The following is an 18982-nucleotide window of genomic DNA, read 5'->3' on the forward strand; positions in this document are numbered from 1 at the left end:
CCCATTTTAGGAGGATGCACCTTGCGCGGCGAGCTGGTGCCTGGCTTGGCACCGGCCGCCGGGGGGCGGCATGCAACACGCCTCGCCGTGGATCACTAAAATGCCCCGTTGCCCCCGATCCAGCCCGTGCGCGCTCCGCGCCCCTGGGGATGCGGTGGCCCCGACGACCGACTCCATCCGCATGGAACTGCCCAAACTCTCCCCCGGAAAACGCTTCACCCTGCCCCGCCCCGTGGGCAGCGCCGATTCGCTGCTGCTGGCCCGCCTGGCCGAACGTGACAAGGCCGCCGGCCGCACCACTGCCATCGTCACGGCCGACGCCACCGATGCGCAGCGCCTCATCGAGGAAATGGCGTTTTTTGCGCCCAGCTTGCGCTGCGCCCTGTTCCCCGACTGGGAGACGCTGCCCTACGACACCTTCTCGCCGCACCAGGACCTGATCAGCGAGCGCCTGGCCACGCTGTGGCGCATCAGCCAGAAGGACAAGGACACCGGCGCCGACGTGGTGCTGGTGCCTGCTACCACGGCGCTGTACCGGCTGGCGCCGCCGTCCTTCCTGGCCGGCTACACCTTCCATTTCAAGGTCAAGCAAAAGCTCGACGAGGCGAAGTTCAAGGCCCAGCTCACGCTGGCCGGCTACAGCCACGTGTCGCAGGTGGTGAGCCCTGGCGAGTACGCCGTGCGCGGCGGGCTGATCGACCTGTTCCCGATGGGTTCGCTGGTGCCCTTCCGGGTGGACCTGTTCGACAACGAGATCGACAGCATCCGCACCTTCGACCCCGACAGCCAGCGCAGCCTGTACCCCGTGCCCGAGGTGCGCCTGCTGCCCGGGCGCGAGTTCCCGATGGACGACGACGCGCGTGCCAAGTTCCGCAGCCGCTGGCGCGAAATGCTGGAGGGCGACCCGACCAAGAGCCGCATCTACAAGGACATGGGCAACGGCGTGGCCACGGCCGGCATCGAGTACTACCTGCCACTGTTCTTCGACGACACGGCCACCGTGTTCGACTACCTGGGCGGCGAAGCCACGGTGGTGCTGCACGGCGACCTGGAGCCTGCCTTCCAGCGCTTCTGGCAGGACACCAAAGACCGCTTTCGCCTGGTGCAGGGCGACCCCGAGCGCCCGGCCCTGCCGCCCGAGTCGCTGTTCCTCTCGGCCGACCAGTTCTACACACGCGCCAAGGAGCATGCCCAGCTGTCCATCCGCCCCGGCGTGGAGGACGTGGATGACAACCCGCACTTCCACAAGCTCGGCGACCTGTCGGTGGTGCGCGGGGCCGAGGACCCGCTGGCCCGGCTGCACGCCCACATCCGCAACACGCAGCACCGCGTGCTGCTGCTGGCCGAGAGCGATGGCCGGCGCGAGAGCCTGCTCGACTTTCTGCGCGCCAGCGGGGTGAACCCACCGGCCTTCGACTCGCTGGCCGAGTTCCAGGGCACGGCCGACGAGAAGGTGGGCATCGCCACCGCCGGCCTGACGGTGGGCTTCAGCTGGATCGAGGACGGCATCGACTTCGTGACCGAGACCGAACTCTTCGCCGCCGGCCCCACCACACGCCGGCGCAAGAAGCAGGAGCAGGTGAGCGACGTCGAGGCCCTGATCAAGGACCTGGCCGAGCTCAACGTAGGCGACCCCGTGGTGCACAGCGCCCACGGCATCGGCCGCTACCGCGGCCTGGTCAACATGGACGTGGGCAACAAGAACCCCGACGGCACGCCCGCCATGCAGGAGTTTCTGCACCTGGAGTACGCCGACAAGGCCGTGCTCTATGTGCCGGTGAGCCAGCTGCAGCTCATCAGCCGCTACACCGGCGTGAGCGCCGACGAGGCGCCGCTGCACAAGCTGGGCAGCGGCCAGTGGGAAAAGGCCAAGCGCAAGGCCGCCGAGCAGGTGCGCGACAGCGCGGCCGAGCTGCTCAACATCTATGCCCGGCGTGCGGCGCGCGAAGGCCATGCCTTCCGCTACAGCCCGCAAGACTACGAGACCTTTGCCAACGACTTCGGCTTTGACGAAACGGCCGACCAGAACGCCGCCATCCATGCGGTGATCCAGGACATGATCAGCCCCCGCCCCATGGACCGCCTGGTTTGCGGCGACGTGGGTTTCGGCAAGACCGAGGTCGCCCTGCGCGCGGCCTTCGTGGCCGTCACGGGGGGCAAGCAGGTGGCCTTCCTCGCGCCCACCACGCTGCTGGCCGAGCAGCACTATCAGACGCTGGTGGACCGCTTCAGCAAGTGGCCCGTGAAGGTGGCCGAGGTGTCGCGCTTTCGCTCGGGCAAGGAGATCACCTCGGCCATCAAGGGCATCGGCGACGGCACGGTGGACATCGTGGTCGGCACGCACAAGCTGCTCTCCGAATCCACAAAGTTCCACAACCTGGGCCTGCTCATCATCGACGAGGAGCACCGCTTCGGCGTGCGCCACAAGGAGCAGATGAAGGCCCTGCGCGCCGAGGTGGACGTGCTCACCCTCACGGCCACGCCCATCCCGCGCACGCTGGGCATGGCGCTCGAAGGGCTGCGCGACCTGTCGGTCATCGCCACCGCGCCGCAGCGGCGCCTGGCGATCAAGACCTTTGTGCGCAACGAGGGCACCGGCGTGATCCGCGAAGCGGTGCTGCGCGAACTCAAGCGCGGCGGGCAGGTGTACTTCCTGCACAACGAGGTGGAGACCATCGAGAACCGCCGCCAGAAACTCGAAGAGATCCTGCCCGAAGCGCGCATCGCCGTGGCCCACGGCCAGATGCCCGAGCGCGAGCTTGAACGCGTGATGCGCGACTTCGTGGCCCAGCGCTACAACATCCTGCTGTGCTCGACCATCATCGAGACCGGGATCGACGTGCCCACGGCCAACACCATCGTCATCAGCCGGGCCGACCGCTTCGGCCTGGCGCAGCTGCACCAGCTGCGCGGCCGCGTGGGCCGCAGCCACCACCAGGCCTACGCCTACCTGCTGGTGCCCGACATCGAGGGCCTGACCAAGCAGGCCGCCCAGCGGCTGGACGCGATCCAGCAGATGGAGGAACTGGGCAGCGGCTTCTACCTGGCCATGCACGACCTGGAGATCCGCGGCGCGGGCGAGGTGCTGGGTGAGAACCAGAGCGGCAACATGCTGGAGATCGGCTTCCAGCTGTACAACGAGATGCTCAACGAAGCCGTCAAGTCGCTCAAGGCCGGCAAGGAACCCGACCTGCTCAGCCCCCTGTCGGTCACCACCGACATCAACCTGCACGCCCCCGCCCTGCTGCCCGACGACTACTGCGGCGACGTGCACCTGCGCCTGTCGTTCTACAAGAAGCTGGCCACGGCCAAGAACCCCGACCAGATCGACGGCCTGCTCGAAGAGATCGTGGACCGCTTCGGCAAACTGCCGCCGCAGGCCCAGACCCTCATCGACGTGCACCGCCTGCGCGTGCTGAGCCAGCCCTACGGCGTGGTGAAGGTCGACGCCGCCCCCGGCGTGATCAACATCACCTTCAAGCCCCAGCCGCCCATCGACCCGATGCGCATCATCGAGCTGATCCAGAAGAACAAACACATCAAGCTGGCGGGCAACGAGAAGCTGCGCATCGAACGCGAGCTGAAAGAGCCCAAAGACCGCGCACAGATGGTGCGCGATGTGCTGCGTTCGCTGGGGCAGCCGGTGGCGGCCTAGCACCGCAGAATATGAATCAAATTGGCAACTAGCGCTTATTCAACAAGCGCTACTAGCTATCAAAATCATAGTATTTAGATGGAAACTGCGCTGGCCCTGATCGCCCTTGCTGCTGCATTGGCGGCCCGCCCCTGGCGCCTGCTGGCCAGCCGCCAGCCTTTGGCGCATGAAACGCACGGCGCCCCCGCCGCGCTGTGGACGCCGCTGCTCGCCACCCTGGTTCTGCTGCCTTGGGCCTGGGCCCTGCCCACGCTGCACCACATGCCGCTGCAACTGCAGTGGTCGGGCGCCTGCCTGGTGCTGCTCATGCTGGGCTGGCCGCTGGCCGTGCCCACGCTGCTGGCGGTGGGCGCCATCGCCGCACTGGTATCGCCGGGCCTGGGGTGGCGGGATGCGCTGGGCATGGCCGTCTGGCAGGGCGTGGTGCCCGCCACGCTGGCATTGTTGCTGGGCGTGGCACTGCGCCGCCTGTCGGGCGCACAGGCGCTGGCTGGCGTGCGCGCCTTCGTCTATGTGCTGGGCCGGGGCTTCCTCGGCTCGGCGCTGTGCCTGTTCGTAGCGGGCACGCTGTCGCAATGGAGCGGCCACACGCTGCCGGGCGTGGGCGACCAGCTCTCGCTGGTGGCGCGCTGGTTGATGGCCTGGGGCGATGCGGTGGTCACCGGCATGCTGTGCGCCATATTCGTGGCGTTCAAACCAGAGTGGCTGGCGACTTGGTCAGACGACCTCTACCTGCATTCAAAAAAGGGTTGAAGCGCTTGTTCAGAAAGCGCAAGCAGCTATCAAAAGAGGAGCAATCAGCGGCGAGGTGCATCTAACGCGTGACCAGCGCCGCGCGCGATGGAGCGTGCGATGCGCTCGCAGTCCTTGGCGATCGCAAGCGCTGTGCAGAGGGCTGCGGCAGCGCCTGCCCTTATTCAGCCCAGCGCCAGATCACCAGCATCCAGCGCCGCAGGGCGCAACAGGTCCTCGTCGATGCCCATCACCCGGCTGGCACGCTCGATGGCCTGCCACAACGGCGCGGGCATCTGCAGGATCTCTTCAGGCGAGGCCGAACGTGCGATCCATGCGCTGATCTCCACATGCTGCTCACTCGTCAGCAAATCCAGATTCAGCATCTCATCAATGGTCTTCATCAGGGTTCCGTCTGGTGGTACTCGGGCCAGCCCTTGCGAACCAACCAACCGCCCAAGGCTACCTGAAAAAAGGGTTGGTGTTGCCTGAAGCGTCGATCCCCAAGGTGTTGCTCAGCATCCCTTTATTTGAATATATTAATAGGAATGATTTGCATTTAAAATATCACCTCCCTTGTTGAACCTTCCCTTGACGACCTCCCTATGCTGCCGGTTCCGTTCCATGCGCAGGTGGATCAAATCTTCCGCGAGCACCACGCGTGGCTACACAGCCGCCTGTTGCGGCGCGTCTCCAACCGCAGCGATGCGGAGGAAGTGGCGTCGGAGACCTTCCTGCAGCTGAGCGAGGACGGCGGACGCACCGACATCCGCGACCCCCGCGCCTTTCTCACCACTATCGCCAAGCGCATTCTGTTTCAGCAGTGGCGGCGCCAGGATCTGGAGCAAGCCTATATCGACACCATGCGCCACATGCCACAGGCCATGGCGCTTTCGCCGGAGGAGCACGCCATGCTCATGGGGGCCATTGCGCAGCTCGACCGGGCGCTGGCCGCACTGCCGCTGCCCGTCAAGACGGCCTTCCTGCTGTCGCGGCTCGATGGCTGGACGTACTCACAAATAGCCCGGCACCTCGGCCTTTCGCAGGCCACGGTGGAGCGCCACATGAAGCGCGCCATCCTGCAGTGCGTGAACTGCGCGGCATGAGCACCCAATCCCCTGACCGCGCTGCCCTGGAAGCTGCGGTGGACTGGCGCATACGCCAAGAATCCGCAGCCTTGAGCGCCGCCGAGCAACAGGCATTTGAGCACTGGCTTGCCGCGGCGCCAGACCATCGCGCGGCCTGGGCGCGGGTGGGCAGCGTGCTGGCCGACCCGCTGGCCACCATCCGCCACCTGCAAGCGCGAGAAGAAGGCCTGCACGTGCAGGCTGCCATGCAGGGCTTGTTCCGGGCGCGGCGCAGATCCCTGCTGCGCGGCGCGCTGGCGCTGGGCGGCATGGGGGTGACGGCAGCCATCACGGCGGACCGCTGGTTGCCGCTGCAAGAGCTTGTGGCAGACCTGCACACCGGCACCGGGCAGCGCGAGCAATTCACGCTGGCCGACGGGGGAACAGTGCTGCTCGACGCCCGCTCGTCCGCCAACGTGCACGATGGCGATGGAACAACCACGCTGCACCTGCGCACGGGCGCGCTGATTGCGGCGCCGGCGCCTGCGGATGCCGCCCCCCTCCACATCCGCACCCGCGATGGGCTGGTGCGCCTGGACACCGGCAAGGCCATGTGCCGGGTGCATGCCGCCCACACCGAGGTGGTGGCGATGGAGCAACCCCTGGTGGTGCGGGCGTTCGATGGGCGGCAAGCCATCGTGCCGCCCGGCGGCGGCACACGCGTGACCGCGCAGGCCATCGAGCGGCTGCACGGCAACAGCCTGGGTCGCACGCTGTGGCAACAGGGCATGGTGGCCGCCGAGGACTGGCCGCTTCAGGACTTGATCGCCGCGCTGCAAGCCTACTACCCCGGTTTTCTGCGCCTGTCCGCGCCTGCATCCAGGCTGCGGGTTTTTGGCATCTTCCGCCTGGATGTGAATGACCTGCTCGCTACCCTGGCCCACACGCTGCCCATCCAGATACGCCGCCTGGGCCCTGTCATTTCCATCGACCTCGACCCCCTCCGGCAAACCGGCTCCAACGCCGACGACAAAAAAAGTTGAGGGGTTTTTCCGCTTCGCTCCACAAGGATAAGGACATGAAGACCTGAAGACCGAGCGAAAAGGACCTCTTGAATGACTGCTGCTTCCCGCACCCCATCACCCACCCTCCACAGCCTGGCGTTGGCTGCATTCCTGGCCTGCGCGCTGCCGCCTGCGGCAGCACTGGCCGCCGATGCACCCGCCTCCTCCGCCACTGCCGCTGTCCGGCTGGACATTCCATCGGCACCGCTGGCCGAGGCGCTGATGCGCATCGGGCAAGCCACCGGGCGCAGCATCGTGGCCGACCCCGCCGTGCTCCAGGGCGTGCGCGCCCACCCCGTGCAGGGCACATTCACAGCAGAACAGGCGGTGCGCAAGGCGCTGGAGGGCTCCCCTCTTCTGTCCGTCGAATCGGTGCCCGGCGGCGCCTTGCGCGTGCGCAAGCATGCCGCCGCAACGCCAGCGCCAGAGAGCGCGGCGAACACAGCCAGCGCCAGCGACCCTGCGCCTGCGCCACAAGCCGTCGCGTCGCTGGCCGCCGTGGTGGTGACAGATCAGCGCATGGGCGGCACCCTGATGCAGCCCACGCGGCAGATCTCGGTCATCGAGGGCCAGGAGCTGGACGACCTGCGCGCCACATCGCCCAACCTGGGCGCCTTGCTGGCCAAAAGTGTGCCCGGCATGTCGGATTCAAGCCGCAACCTCAGCGACTTCGGCATGACGCTGCGCGGGCGCAATGTCCTCGTTCTGGTGGATGGCATTCCGCTCAACACCAACCGCGACATGTCGCGCAACCTGGTCAATGTCGAGCTCAGCCGGATCGAGCGCGTGGAAGTGCTGCGCGGCAGCAACGCCATTTATGGCAGCGGCGCCACGGGGGGCATCATCTCCGTGACCACACGGCCCGTGGGCGGTGAATCCGTGGCGCAAACCACCGTGGGCGCGGACGCGGCACTCTCCCATCTGAACCACGAGGGCCTGGGCGGGCATGTGCAGCACCTGATGTCCGGCTCTGGGGAAAGGTTTGACTATGAAATCGACATGTCCGCCCGCCGCACCGGCGGCGCCTACGACGGCCACGGCGACCGCATCGCGCCCGACGCCAGCCAGGGCGACCTGTTCGACTCCAACAACTTCAGCCTGGGCGGCAAGCTGGGGATTCGCATCGACGGCAACCAGCGCATCCAGTTGGCCGCCAGCCACCTGCGCATCCACCAAAAATCCGACTACGCCAACGACCCCAGCGTGAACCGCGCGCCTTTGGGCAGCGTGGCGGCGCGGGCCATCAAGGGGCTGGACCTGGCCGAGCAGAACCAGATAGAGAACACACTGCTGAGCGCCAACTATGAGCACAAAGACCTGGCGGGCAGCACGCTGTCGGCCCTGCTGTACGCCCGGGACAACTTCGTCCGCTTTGCGCCGTTTGACGCACGCAGCAACGTCAACCGGGGCAACAACGTAGACCAGGTGATGCAGAACAACAAGGTGTTCGGCAGCCGCCTGACCCTCACCACGCCCCTGGGCGCGCACAAGGACACACGCCTCGTCTGGGGAGCCGACTACATCCAGGAGCGCAGCAACATGCCGCTGGATGTGTTCGATGGCGCCATCTACGACGCCAGCGGCGGCCTGGTCTTTCGCAAAACTGGCCAGCGGACCTACATGCCTTGGGTGACCGTGCGCAGCGCGGGCGCGTTTGCCCAGTTGCAGCACAAGTGGAGCGAGCGCTGGTCCGCAGAAGGCGGTTTGCGCTACGAAAAGTCGCAGGCCAGCTTTGACGACTTTCAGCCCCTGTCGCAGTCGCGCCTGCCCAAACCTGCCACGGTGCGTGGCGGCAAGGTGGCCTACGACGCAGTGCTCTACAACGCAGGCATCGCCTTCAAGCCGGTCTCCAGCCAGGAGTTCTACACCTCGTTCAGCCAGGGCTTCGACCTGCCCGATGTGGGAGTGCAACTGCGCAACGCAGGCGCCAATTTCAACATCCATTCGTCAGCGCTGGAGCCGGTGAAGACCGACAACTACGAGATCGGCTGGCGCGGCGCGTTCGGCAACACGATGGCAACGCTGGCGCTGTTCCACTCCCGCTCCAACCTGGGCGCGGTGCAATCGTTCAACAACGGCCTGCACCTCACGCGCACACGCGAACGCATCCACGGCCTGGAGGCCACGGCCGACTACTATGGCGACACATGGTCCACAGGCGGCACGTTGACGTGGATGCAGGGGCGCGAAACACCCCCAAATGCCGCCAGCGACCAGATCATGACCGGCTACCGCATTCCACCGCTCAAGCTCACAGGCTACGTGCAATACCAGCCCAGCGAACGCTGGAGCGTGCGCACACAACTCAACTGGTTTGGCGCCAAGGACTACCGGCTGGCCGATGGTGCCAACCGCTTTGCACGCGCCGACGTCAAGAGCTATTACAGCGTGGACATCGTCGGCCGCTACCAGATCGACAAGAAGAACCTGGTGACCGTGGGCGTGCAGAACCTGTTCAACCGCTACTACCTGCCCCTGTACAGCCAGTTGATGCGCAGCAGCAAAAACGACAGCCGCCTGCCCGCTGCTGGCGCCACGCTCACCGCCAGCTACACCCACCGCTGGTAAGAGCGGGGCACACCGCGAGATTTCCACAGTGTGGTGACACGCCCTAGTCGGCCACCACACCTTTGGCCTGCCCCCTAAACCCCCAGTTGTTCTCCGCCCCCACGGTCACGGCCTTGCCGCCGCTCTCGAATTGCAGCTTGACCACGGTGACCTCGCCATCGGCCACCGAGCGTGAGATGAGCTGAAAGGTCTGCGCGTCGAGCCAATGGCCCTTGACGGCGATGACCGCATCGGGCCCTTGCGCGGCGGTGCGGTACAGGCCGTCCAGGCCCAGGGGGCCGGCAACAGGCTCACGGGGCAGACCGGGGCGGCTGCCGTCGAAGCTGACCTCGTAGCGCGGGTGGGAGGGGGTGAGGTCCAGCACCAGGCGCTGGATGCCCAAACCGTTGCGCTCCAGCACCCAGGCCTTGCGCGAGACGGTGGCGGCCAGCTCGGGCGTGGACGCGGGAAGGGCGCTGGGCTTTTCCAGTCCGGCATCGCGGATGCGGGCGGCCAGTTGCTCCTGTGCGGCAGCGTCGGCGGGCAGGGGCTCGCGCGAGCGCGCAGCGGCGGTGATCTGGTCGATGAACGCGGGCAACGGGTAGTTGCGTCGGCCCGTGACGGCCACGACCACGTCGATGTCGGGCAGCACCACGATGAGCTGGCGGTTGAAGCCGGCCGTGAAAAAGGCGCGCTTGGACGGGATGCTCCACCAGCCATTGGCATAGCGGAACGCTGGCCCATTGCCGCCAAAGCCCATGTCCACCACGGGATTGAAGACCTGCTCCACCCAGGCGGCGGGCAGCAGCTGGCGGCCGTTCCACTGGCCTTTGCGCAGGTAGAGGTAGCCGATACGCGCCATGTCGCGCGGGTGCAGGTACAGGCCCCAGCCGCCGACGTCGATGCCCTGCGGGTCCTTGCGCCAGCGCACGTCGCTGATGCCCAGCGGGCCGAACAATCGCTTTTGTGCATAGGCCAGGGTGCTGCCGCCGGTCTTGTGCGCGAGGATGGCCGAGAGCAGGTGGGTGTTGCCGCTGTTGTAGTTGAAGCCCGCGCCGGGCGCCTGGGCCATGGGGCGGTCGAGCACAAAGCCTTGCCAGTCGCGCGCGCGGCCCAGCTGCAGCATGGTCTCGGGCACGGCGTCGCTGAGCGGCTCGATCCAGTGCAGGCCCGAGGTCATGTCGAGCAGGTGGCCCAGGGTCATGGCCTTTTTGGAGGCATCGGCGTTGGCGACCTTGCGATCGGCAAAAAATTCGAGCACGGGCGCGTCGCGCGAGGCGATCAGCCCGTCCTGGATGGCCATGCCAGTGAGCGTGGCGACCACCCCCTTGGTGGTGGAGTTGACGGCATGCTTGAGCCCCTCGCGATACGGGGCGTAGAAGGCCTCGGCCACCAGGGTGCCGTGGCGGGTAACGAGCAGGCTGTCCATGCCCTGCGCCGCGCCAAAGTCGATCAGCCTGGCCAGGGCCGCCGAGTCCATGCCCTGGGCCTCGGGCGTGCTCTCGGCCCAGTCTTCCCCAGGCCAGGTACCCAAGGACTGCGCGGCCGGGGCGTCGGTGGGCGCAGCATCCTGCGCCTGCGCTGCCGTGAGCGGCGCTGCAGCGCTGGCCAGCAACACGGCCGTGGCCTGCCTGCGGTTGATCGGTGCCACAACGGTCTCGGTCGTCTTGCCCTGCATGTGCATCCCCTGCCTCCTGAGCTTGCTGTATGGCAAGAATCATATGCCGCGCCATCACCGCCTGGCCCCAGGTTCATTGCACGGGCGATACCATTGCAGCCTCTGATTTCGCTTTTTGCCCCTTGCGCCATGACCCACGCTACTGAATTCGCCCCCGGCCTCGTCGTCCAGGGCATAGACGCCCCGCTGTCCCTGTCGAACTACAAGCTCATCGCCTTCGACATGGACTCCACCCTGATCAACATCGAGTGCGTGGACGAAATCGCCGACGCCGCTGGCCGCAAGGCCGAGGTGGCCGCCATCACCGAAGCCGCCATGCAGGGCATCATCACCGACTACAAGGAAAGCCTGCGCCAGCGTGTGGCGCTGCTCAAGGGCGTGACGGTGCAGCACATGGAGCAGGTGTTCACCGAGCGCCTGCGCTTCAACCCCGGCGCTAAAGAGCTCATCACCGCCGCCAAGTCCGCAGGGCTGACCACGCTGTTGGTCTCGGGCGGCTTCACCTTTTTTGCTGACCGCGTGAAGGCGGGCCTCGGTATCGACTTCGCCCGCTCCAACATGCTGGAGGTAGAAGGCGGCCAGCTCACCGGTCGCATGGTGGACCAGGCCTGGGGCGACATCTGCGACGGCGCCGAGAAACGCCGCACGCTGCTGGAGGTGGCCTCGCTCATGGGCATAGCGCCATCGCAGGCGATCGCCGTGGGCGACGGCGCCAACGACCTGCCCATGATGGGCGCGGCCGGCCTGTCGGTGGCCTACCACGCCAAACCCGCCGTGCGCGCGCAGGCCAACGTGGCCATCAACCAGGGCGGTCTGGACCGGTTGCTGGAAGTGCTGCGCTGATCCACAGCAGCACCGCAACACCCCCATGTTCGCGCCCCTCCAGGACCGCATCCACCGCGCTTGGCAAGCCTTGCGCATCGGCTGGAAGCGGCACCTCGCCAGCCTCGCGCTGGCCTGGATCGCCATCGTGGCCGTGGACACCTGGCGCACACGCGATCTGCCCCAAGGCCCCGCGCCCGATGTGCCCCTGGTGATGGCCCCCACCCAACCTGGCTTGCAACAACACACCACCCTTGCACAGTGGCGCGCCCAGCACCCCGGCCAAGCCGTGGCCGTGCACTTTTGGGCCGAATGGTGCACTGTGTGCAAACTGGAAGAGCCCAGCATTGCCAGCCTGTCCACCGGGTGGCCCGTGCTGGGCGTGGCCATGCAGTCTGGCAATGCAGAGCGGGTGGCGCAGGTGCAGCGCCAGCGCGGCATGGCCTGGCCCACTGCGGTGGACCCGCAGGGCGCCCTGTCACGCAGTTGGGGGGTGCGTGCCGTGCCCGCGCTGGTGGTCATCGACGCGCAGGGCCAGGTGCGGTTTGCCACCTCGGGCTACACGCCGGAATGGTCCATGCGGCTGCGGCTGTGGTGGGCGCAGGCCATGCCGCAGTGGCGCACATTGCTACAAAAACAATAGCTGCTTGCGCTTATTGAATAAGCGCTACAGGCCATTTTTGCCCTTTTTCTTTGCGCTGCACGCCGCATCGCATCTTTTGGCGCAGATCTTCAAGACCCGCCGCCCCTGTCTTTGCACACTGGCCTCCACACCAACACCGGAGGCCCACATGCACATCACCCTGAACCAACAAACCCAGCCCGTGCCGCCCGGCTGGGAGGACGAGCCCCTGCTGTGGCTGCTGCGCGAGCCGCTGGGCCTGGCGGGCACGCGCTTTGGCTGTGGTGTGGGCCAGTGCGGTGCCTGCACGGTGCTCGTCGATGGGCAGGCGCAGCGCGCCTGCCTGCACACGGCACGCTCTCTGCAAGGGCGCTCCATCACCACCATCGAAGGGCTGGCCGCAAGCGACGGCACGCTGCACCCCGTGCAACAGGCCTGGCTGGACCTGCGCGTGCCCCAGTGCGGCTACTGCCAGAGCGGCCAGATCATGGGTGCCGTGGCCTTGCTGCGCGCCACGCCGCGCCCCACCGATGCGCAGATCGACACCGCCATGGCGGCCCACCTGTGCCGCTGCGGCACCCAGCACCGGGTGCGGGCAGCCATCCACCAGGCCGGTGGGGCCGCTGGGGGCGCCAAGCCATGAAGCGGCGCCAGTTTTTCGCTGCGGCCAGCGCCGGTGCGCTCACGGTCATGCTCACCGGCTGCTCGCTGGTGCCGGTGATTCCCAAGCGCCCTACCTCCACCGCCGACGACGCCCTGGGCTGGATACGCCACAAGGACGGCCGCTACACCCTGTGGCTGCCCAGCACCGAGATGGGCCAGCAAATCAGCGCCGCGCTGCAAGGCCTGGCCGCCGCCGAGCTGGGCGTGCCGCCCGAGCAGGTGCATCTGCAACTGCCCGGCACGGGCGACATTGCCCGCGTGCGCGCCACGGTGGGCAGCGCCAGCGTGCATGACTTTGCCCTGCCCCTGGCCCGCGCCTGCGCCACGCTGCGCGAGGCCCTGGCCCAGGGCCAAACCACCGGCACGCTGGCCGCGCGCGACATCCCGGCCAGCGCGCTGCGCAGCCTGCAGCCACGCACGGGGGCGACCAAAGCAGCGCCCGCTGCACCGGGCCAGCTGCACGCCCTTGTCACCGGCCAGCCGCTGTTTGCGGGCGACACGCGCCTGCCCGGCCTGCTCTACGGCCGCGTGCTGCGCGCACCCGTGTCGGCGGAACTGGTTTCGCGTCCACAGGCATGGGACGACACCGCCGCCCGCGCCGACCCGGCCTGCGTGGCCGTGGTGCAGCACCCGGCCCTGTTGCAAATGGGCAGCCAGGGGCTGGGCATCGTGGCCCGCACGCCCTCGGCACTCGACCGCATCGAGGCCGTGCTGGCCGTGCAGTGGCAGATAGAGGACGACGCGTTCGAGCAAGCCGCCATCGACGAGCGCATCGACATCGACCCCCACCTGCGCCGGGGCCCGCTGCAGCACCGCCTGCGCAAGGACGACCTGCCGTCCGAAACCGCGTGGACGCTGGACCTGCGCATGGACATCCCCCTGGCCGCCCACGCCCCCATCGAACCGCGCAGCGCCACGGCGCACTGGCTTGCCGCTACAGGCAAAGGCACCGCACTGCGCGTGTGGGCGGGCACACAAGACCTGTTTTATGTGCGCGACGTGCTGGCGCGCCATCTGGACCTGCCAGCGGAACGGATCGAGGTACAGGCCTGCCGCGTGGGCGGCGGCTTTGGTGGCCGCACGCTGTGCACGGTGGAGCTGGAAGCCGCCGTGCTCGCCCAGGCCGTGGGCGCCCCGGTCAAGGTGCACTGGAGCCGCGCGCAGGAGTTCGCTCAGGGCTTCCAGCGCCCGCCCTCCAGCCACCGCGTGCGGGCACGCGTGCAGGGCGGGCGCATCACCCACTGGTGGCACGCGCTGGCCAGCAGCCACATACTGTTCACACCCGCCGCCATGCCGGTATGGATGCAGAACCTGGCCGACCTGGCGGGCGACAGCGGCGTGGCGCGCGGCGCGCAAATGCCGTATGACGTGCCCCATCAGCGCATCGAATTCACCGCGCAACGCCTGCCCGTACACACCGGCCCCTGGCGCGGCCTGGGCGCCGGGCCCAACACCCTGGTGGTGGAAAGCGCCATGGACGAATGCGCACGGCAAGCCCAGGCCGACCCGCTGGCCTGGCGCCTGTTGCACACCGCCGATGAGCGCCTGGCCCAGGTGCTGCGCCGCGCCGCCGCCGAGGCCCGCTGGCCCCGGCGCCCCGCCAGCGACACCACCACCCTGCGCGGGCGCGGCATCGCGGGCGGCATCTACAAAGGCATGAGCTACGCCGCCGCCGTGGCCGACGTGGAAGTGCAGCGCGCCACCGGCCAGGTGCGCGTGGTGGCGCTGTGGTGCGCGCACGACTGCGGCCTGGTGCTGCAGCCCGACGGCGTGCGCGCACAGACCGAAGGCAACCTCGTGTGGTGCCTGGGCATGGTGCTGTTCGAGCAACTGCCCGTGGCACGCTCGGGCATCGCCGCTGCCAGTTTTGCCGACTATCCCCAGCCACGCATGGGCGACGTGCCGCCGCTGCATGTGCACCTGATCGACAGCAACGCGCCACCCACAGGCGCCGGAGAAACCGCCATGGTGGCCGGCGCGGGTGCCATTGCCAATGCGCTGCGCGACGCCACGGGTGTGCGCTTTACCCGCCTGCCCGTGCGCAGCGAGGATGTGCTCCGGGCCCTGGGCGCACAGGGCTGAACGCCCCACGAGCAAAGGCACAATCCGCCCATGCAAGACTTTGCCAGCGCCGCCATGGTCCGCCTGCTGGTGCGCGCCATGCGCGCGCAGGGCCTGAACCCACCGCCGCCCCCGCCAGGCCTGGACGGGCTGCAAGACAGCCATGTGCCGCTGGCCTACAAACGCAGCGTGGTCGAAGCCGTGTTGCACCAGGGCGGCCTGGGCACGCTGCTGCAACTGGCGCAGCGGGTGGACCTGCTGGCGGGCGACCCGGTGCACCGCGCCCTGCTAGGCGCGACCAGCGTGCCCGAGCTGATGGCGCGCTGGCAGCGGCTGGAGCGCTACGTGCACTCGCGCCATCAGGTCAGCATCAAGGCCAACACCCCCGGCACCCTGGCGCTGCACCACCACGCGCGCCCCGGTGTGCTGGAAGAGCCCCACCCCACCGAAAGCCTGGCTGTGCTCGGCGTGCTGATGGGCGCCATCCACGCCATGGGCGTCCGGGGTCTGCAGGTGGACATCGGTGCCCCAGAGGCCCCAGGCCCGCGCGTGAACCTGCGGGGCAATGCCCCAGCCCCCACCCCGGCCGAGCTGCACGCGCAACTGGCACCGCTGGCCGCGCAAGGGCAGATGGGCCACTGGACCTTGCGCTGGGGAATGCACCAAGACGCAGGCAAAGCCCCCATCGCCCCTGCCCTGGAGCCTCCGCCCACCCATCTGTGCGACGCCCTGCCCTGGCCCCCCCTGGCGCACCGGCTAGCGCGCCATGTGCTGTGCGACCCGGCAGCGCAACACACGGTGGATGCGCTGGCGGAGCATGCAGGCCTGGCCCGCCGCAGCCTGCAGCGGGCCCTCTCCGAAGGTGGCCTGAGCTGCCGCCACATCGTCACCGAGGCCCGGGCGCGCATGGCCGCACAGTGGCTGCTGGACAGCCCCCACGGCCTGGCAGAAATCGGGTTTGCCTGCGGTTTTGCCGACCAACCTCACTTCACGCGCGAGTTCGCCCGCCATGTGGGCCTGACACCGGCACGCTACCGGCAGGCCTTTGCAGGGGCCACGGTGCTCCCTGATAGATAGCTACAAATTTAATAGCTAAAAGCCTATACTGATCAAGCGCAAGCGGCCATTTTTATTCAATATCCGATGCCGCCGATGGCAAGCCTGCCACCAGCAAGCGCTGGCGCGGCGTGGCGCCGTTGCGTGGCAGCTCCACGATGGGCAGCAGGGCCCGCAAAGCGCCCCCTCCCGCTGATGCAGGCCCGGCAGAAGGGGCCATCAGATCCTCCAGCGTCACACCATCCAGCACTGCCAGATAGGCCTGCATGGCCTGCCAGAGCACGCCTTTGAGGCGGCAATGGCTGCTCAGGCGGCATTGGTTGGTGGTGGGGTCAAAACACTCCACCAGGTTGAAGTCGGTCTCTGTGGCACGCACCACCGTGCCGATGTTGATGGCAGAAGCGGGCAGCATCAGCCGCATGCCGCCGCCCCGGCCCCGGGTGGTCTCCAGCAGGCCCTGTGCGGACAACTGCTGCACGATCTTCATCAAATGGCTGCGCGAAATGCCGTAGCCCTCTGCCACCTCGGTGATGGTGACGGGCTGGGCCCGCCCCTCTGTGGCTGCGCAGTACATGAGCACGCGCAGGGTGTAGTCGGTCCATTGGGTCAGTCGCATGGATTTGCCGCAGGTCAAGAAAAAAGATGTATGTGGCCGGAATTTTATTGGATAAAATATTCACATCAAATGAATCTTTAAGGATCACCCCATGAATGCCCGTATCGACAGCCTGCAAACCACTCCTTCCGCCCTCAGCACCGACCAGCAGATCGGCCAGATTGCCGTGCAATTGCCCGGTGCCACGGCGGTTTTCCGCCGCCTGAAGCTGGATTTTTGCTGTGGCGGCCAGGTCAGCCTGGCCAAGGCGGCTGCCGACAAGGGGCTGGACCCCAACGCCGTGCTGGCCGAGTTGGCGGCCCTGCAGCGCAGTGACGCCGTGCCCGAGGCGGCGTCGCCCAGCGCGCTCATCGACCACATCCTGGCGCGCTACCACGAGGTGCACCGTGCGCAACTGCCCGAGCTGATCCGCATGGCCCGCCGCGTGGAGGCCGTGCACCGCGACAACCCCCACGTGCCCGCCGGGCTGGCCGACCACCTGGAAAAAATGCACGAAGAGCTGCTGTCGCACATGCTCAAGGAAGAACAGGTGCTGTTCCCCCTGCTCAAGGCCGGCGGCAACAACCCCTTTGTGGGCCAACCCATCGGCATGATGCGCACCGAGCATGTAGACCACGGCGAAGCGCTGGACAAGCTCAACGCCCTGACCAACGACGCCACGCCCCCACAAGGCGCCTGCAACACCTGGCGTGCGCTCTACGCAGGCATCGGCCAACTGGGCGACGACCTCATCAACCACATCCACCTCGAAAACAACGTGCTGTTCCCGCAGTTCGAGGCCAGTGCAGCGCCTGCGCAAGGTTGCGGCCCGTCGGGTTGCGCGTGCAGCGGCGCGGGCGCATCTCAGGCATGAGCCAGCAGGCCGCCACCACGCCCGCCGCTGTGCCCAGTGTGGAGAGCATCACGCAGCTTGTGCACGGCTTTTACGGCGATGTGCGCAAGGACCCTTTGCTGGGTCCCATATTTGAAGAGGCGCTGCACGGCCAGTGGGATACGCACCTTCAGCGGCTGGTGGATTTTTGGAGCACCGTGGCGCTGGGCACCCGCAGCTTCAAGGGCGACGTGTTCGGCAAACACATGGTGCTGGAGGGCGTAACGCCCGCCCACTTTGCCGCCTGGGTGGGGCTATGGCAGCAGCACACCAACCGCCTGTTCGCGCCCGACGTGGCGCGTGACCTGCAGGTGGCCGCCCACGGCATTGCGCGCAATCTGTTCAGGGGCTACTTTGGCAGCGACCCGGCGTTTGTGCCCACGCACAGCGAACACAACGGACACTGAGCCAAACCAAAGCCCAGTCAACGGCCCCGCAAAGGCTTGAGCAGGTCCGACAGGCCGTTGTGGTCGATCTCGTGCATCAGCGCCAGCAACTGCCCCAGCTCGCCTTTGGGGAAGCCCTCGCGCGCAAACCAGTTCAGATAGTTGCCAGGCAGGTCGGCCAGCAGCGTGCCCTTATGCTTGCCATAGGGCATCTGCATGGTGACCAGGCGTTGCAGCTTTTCCACATCCATCGCCAGCCCCTCAGCCACCCGCGCGCTTGACCTTGTGGCCCAGCTTCTGCAGCGCGGCCATCACGCGCTCTACATGGTCGCCTTGCACTTCGATCACGCCGTCCTTCACCGTGCCGCCGCTGCCGCACGCGGCCTTGAGCTGTTTGCCCAGCACCACCAGCGCAGCCTCATCGACCAGAACGCCCTTGACCAGCGTCACGGCCTTGCCGCCACGGCCCTTGGTCTCGCGCGACACGCGCACGATGCCGTCGCCCGTGGGCAGCGGCTTGTTCTGCTGGCAGGTGCATTGCGCCACGGGCTGGCGGCAAGCGGGGCACATGCGGCCCGATTCGGTGGAGTAAACCAGCCCACCCAGGTCAGCAAAAGACTTCATGGCTTGTTCCTCACCTCTTCTTTCAGCATGTGAAAGTCCAGCATGCGCGTGGCCAGCAGGGTTTCCGCCAAAAAACACACCAGCGCCAACAAGAATGACGCCACCCCGGCCAGAAAGCCCCCCACAGCCACCCGGCTGGCCTGGAAATTGGTCGTCTCGCTCAGGAACAGAAGGATGATGGTGATGCCAATCAAGAAGGCACAAAAGGTGAGCAGCGCAATACAACCGTTGGACAGCCGCCCGCGTATCTGCAGGTCGGTCAGTTCCTTGTAGGCGCGGGCCAGAAATTCGGGCTCGGTGCTGGCCCGCACCAGGTCTTCCACCACGCGGGCCCGGTCGATGATGCGCGCCAGCCGCCCGGCTACCGCGCCGATCATGCCGGACACGGCCGTGAGCAAGAACACGGGGGCTATGGCAAGCTGGATGCCATGGGTGATGACGGAGGAATCGAGGGTCAAGGCCATGGGTGCAACAAGCGAAGAAAGTAGAAGGAAGGAAGAAGAAACCGCGCGCATCCC

18 protein-coding genes are annotated in these 18982 nt (G+C 67.3%); 12 read left to right on the top strand and 6 right to left on the bottom strand.

Annotated elements, in window-relative coordinates:
- The first annotated feature begins 181 nt into the window (after positions 1-181).
- A complete protein-coding gene (gene mfd, locus Q0105_RS10625; RefSeq protein ID WP_298211537.1) occupies positions 182-3655 on the top strand; it encodes a transcription-repair coupling factor in 3474 nt (1157 codons plus the stop codon).
- 78 nt (positions 3656-3733) lie between these two features.
- Positions 3734-4408: a hypothetical protein gene (locus Q0105_RS10630; RefSeq protein WP_298211538.1), complete on the top strand. Its 675-nt coding sequence runs from the start codon at positions 3734-3736 to the stop codon at positions 4406-4408.
- Positions 4409-4572: 164 nt separating this feature from the next.
- On the opposite strand, the gene Q0105_RS10635 is transcribed toward Q0105_RS10630, so the two are convergent.
- Positions 4573-4791: a hypothetical protein gene (locus Q0105_RS10635; RefSeq protein WP_298211540.1), complete on the bottom strand. Its 219-nt coding sequence runs from the start codon at positions 4789-4791 to the stop codon at positions 4573-4575.
- 201 nt (positions 4792-4992) lie between these two features.
- On the opposite strand from Q0105_RS10635, the gene Q0105_RS10640 reads away from it, so the two are divergent.
- From Q0105_RS10640 to Q0105_RS10650, 3 genes are all read left to right on the top strand, one after another.
- Positions 4993-5493, top strand: a complete 501-nt coding sequence (locus tag Q0105_RS10640) for a sigma-70 family RNA polymerase sigma factor (protein WP_298211542.1) — start codon at positions 4993-4995, stop codon at positions 5491-5493.
- A complete protein-coding gene (locus Q0105_RS10645; protein WP_298211544.1) occupies positions 5490-6497 on the top strand; it encodes a DUF4880 domain-containing protein in 1008 nt (335 codons plus the stop codon). Before Q0105_RS10640 ends, Q0105_RS10645 begins: the two co-directional genes overlap by 4 nt.
- Before the next feature lie 72 nt (positions 6498-6569).
- Positions 6570-9086: a TonB-dependent receptor gene (locus Q0105_RS10650; RefSeq protein ID WP_298211546.1), complete on the top strand. Its 2517-nt coding sequence runs from the start codon at positions 6570-6572 to the stop codon at positions 9084-9086.
- A gap of 43 nt (positions 9087-9129) precedes the next feature.
- Here Q0105_RS10650 and Q0105_RS10655 read toward each other — a convergent pair whose 3' ends face one another.
- Entirely contained in the window at positions 9130-10749 is a 1620-nt protein-coding gene (locus tag Q0105_RS10655; RefSeq protein ID WP_298211548.1) for a serine hydrolase, read from the bottom strand.
- A gap of 123 nt (positions 10750-10872) precedes the next feature.
- Here Q0105_RS10655 and serB point away from each other — a divergent pair, with 123 nt between their 5' ends.
- The 5 genes from serB (at position 10873) to Q0105_RS10680 (ending at position 15988) form a co-directional block, all read left to right on the top strand.
- Positions 10873-11586, top strand: coding sequence for a phosphoserine phosphatase SerB (gene serB, locus Q0105_RS10660; RefSeq protein ID WP_298211550.1), 714 nt, complete (start codon positions 10873-10875; stop codon positions 11584-11586).
- A gap of 25 nt (positions 11587-11611) precedes the next feature.
- Positions 11612-12208, top strand: a complete 597-nt coding sequence (locus Q0105_RS10665; RefSeq protein WP_298211552.1) for a redoxin domain-containing protein — start codon at positions 11612-11614, stop codon at positions 12206-12208.
- A gap of 148 nt (positions 12209-12356) precedes the next feature.
- On the top strand, positions 12357-12830 hold the full coding sequence (locus Q0105_RS10670) for a (2Fe-2S)-binding protein (RefSeq protein WP_298211554.1): 474 nt from the start codon (positions 12357-12359) through the stop codon (positions 12828-12830).
- A complete protein-coding gene (locus Q0105_RS10675) occupies positions 12827-14932 on the top strand; it encodes a molybdopterin cofactor-binding domain-containing protein (RefSeq protein WP_298211556.1) in 2106 nt (701 codons plus the stop codon). The genes Q0105_RS10670 and Q0105_RS10675 overlap by 4 nt, the downstream gene beginning before the upstream one ends.
- A 30-nt stretch (positions 14933-14962) precedes the next feature.
- Positions 14963-15988: a helix-turn-helix transcriptional regulator gene (locus Q0105_RS10680; protein ID WP_298211557.1), complete on the top strand. Its 1026-nt coding sequence runs from the start codon at positions 14963-14965 to the stop codon at positions 15986-15988.
- A gap of 52 nt (positions 15989-16040) precedes the next feature.
- Here the strand turns inward: Q0105_RS10680 and Q0105_RS10685 are convergent, their stop codons facing one another.
- Positions 16041-16583 carry an Rrf2 family transcriptional regulator gene (locus tag Q0105_RS10685; RefSeq protein ID WP_298211559.1) on the bottom strand — a complete coding sequence of 181 codons (543 nt, stop codon included), beginning with the start codon at positions 16581-16583 and terminating at the stop codon, positions 16041-16043.
- A 91-nt stretch (positions 16584-16674) separates the two neighbouring features.
- Here Q0105_RS10685 and ytfE point away from each other — a divergent pair, with 91 nt between their 5' ends.
- Entirely contained in the window at positions 16675-17436 is a 762-nt protein-coding gene (ytfE, locus tag Q0105_RS10690) for an iron-sulfur cluster repair protein YtfE (RefSeq protein ID WP_298211561.1), read from the top strand.
- Entirely contained in the window at positions 17433-17861 is a 429-nt protein-coding gene (locus tag Q0105_RS10695; protein WP_298211564.1) for a group III truncated hemoglobin, read from the top strand. The genes ytfE and Q0105_RS10695 overlap by 4 nt, the downstream gene beginning before the upstream one ends.
- Before the next feature lie 17 nt (positions 17862-17878).
- Here the strand turns inward: Q0105_RS10695 and Q0105_RS10700 are convergent, their stop codons facing one another.
- Genes Q0105_RS10700 through Q0105_RS10710 form a run of 3 tightly spaced genes read right to left on the bottom strand, consistent with a single transcriptional unit; the run spans position 17879 to position 18928 of the window.
- Entirely contained in the window at positions 17879-18091 is a 213-nt protein-coding gene (locus Q0105_RS10700; protein ID WP_298211566.1) for a DUF3820 family protein, read from the bottom strand.
- Between the two features lie 10 nt (positions 18092-18101).
- Complete coding sequence (locus Q0105_RS10705) at positions 18102-18464, bottom strand: translation initiation factor Sui1 (protein ID WP_298211568.1); 363 nt, start codon at positions 18462-18464, stop codon at positions 18102-18104.
- Entirely contained in the window at positions 18461-18928 is a 468-nt protein-coding gene (locus Q0105_RS10710) for a DUF2721 domain-containing protein (protein ID WP_298211570.1), read from the bottom strand. Before Q0105_RS10710 ends, Q0105_RS10705 begins: the two co-directional genes overlap by 4 nt.
- Between the last annotated feature and the right edge of the window lie 54 nt (positions 18929-18982).

It is taken from the genome of Acidovorax sp. (assembly GCF_027492855.1).
GTDB lineage: Bacteria > Pseudomonadota > Gammaproteobacteria > Burkholderiales > Burkholderiaceae_C > Acidovorax.